This is a genomic window from Neisseria shayeganii 871 (assembly GCF_000226875.1).
Classification (GTDB): domain Bacteria; phylum Pseudomonadota; class Gammaproteobacteria; order Burkholderiales; family Neisseriaceae; genus Eikenella; species Eikenella shayeganii.
In genome coordinates this window covers 1-503 of record NZ_JH164951.1, presented here as the reverse complement: position 1 = coordinate 503, position 503 = coordinate 1, and the positions used below count along the sequence as shown (strand labels likewise).

The window sequence follows — 503 nt, the reverse complement described above, 5'->3', positions numbered from 1 at the left end:
TTATGTGCGCGACAACGGCGGGCGTCCCGCCTATCCCCTGTTATCCATGTTCAAAGCCGTTCTACTCGGCCAATGGCACAATCTTTCCGATCCCGAACTCGAATACAGCCTCATCACCCGCATCGATTTCCAACTCTTCTACCGCTTCGACGACTTCCGCATTCCCGACCACAGCACCCTCTGCCGCTACCGCAACTGGCTGGCGCAAGACAACACCCTGGCCGAACTGCTGGCTCTGATTAACCGCCAACTGACTGACCGGGGCCTAAAAGTAGAGAAAGCATCCGCCGCCATCGTTGACGCCACCATTATTCAGACGGCTGGCGGCAAACAGCGTCAGTCCATCGAAGTGGATGACGAGGGGCAGGTCAACAGTCAAACCACACCGAGTAAAGACAAAGATGCCCGTTGGATCAAAAAAGACGGCCGCTTCCATCTGGGCTATAAACAACACACCCGTACCGATGCGGAAGGCTATATCGAGAAACTGCACATCACCCCGG

Annotated in this window: 1 protein-coding gene; it reads left to right on the top strand. The window is 55.7% G+C overall.

Features of this window, described 5'->3' with window-relative positions:
- Positions 1 to 503, top strand: a 503-nt coding sequence (locus HMPREF9371_RS10930; protein WP_009120217.1) for an IS5/IS1182 family transposase, incomplete at both ends; no start/stop codon positions are given.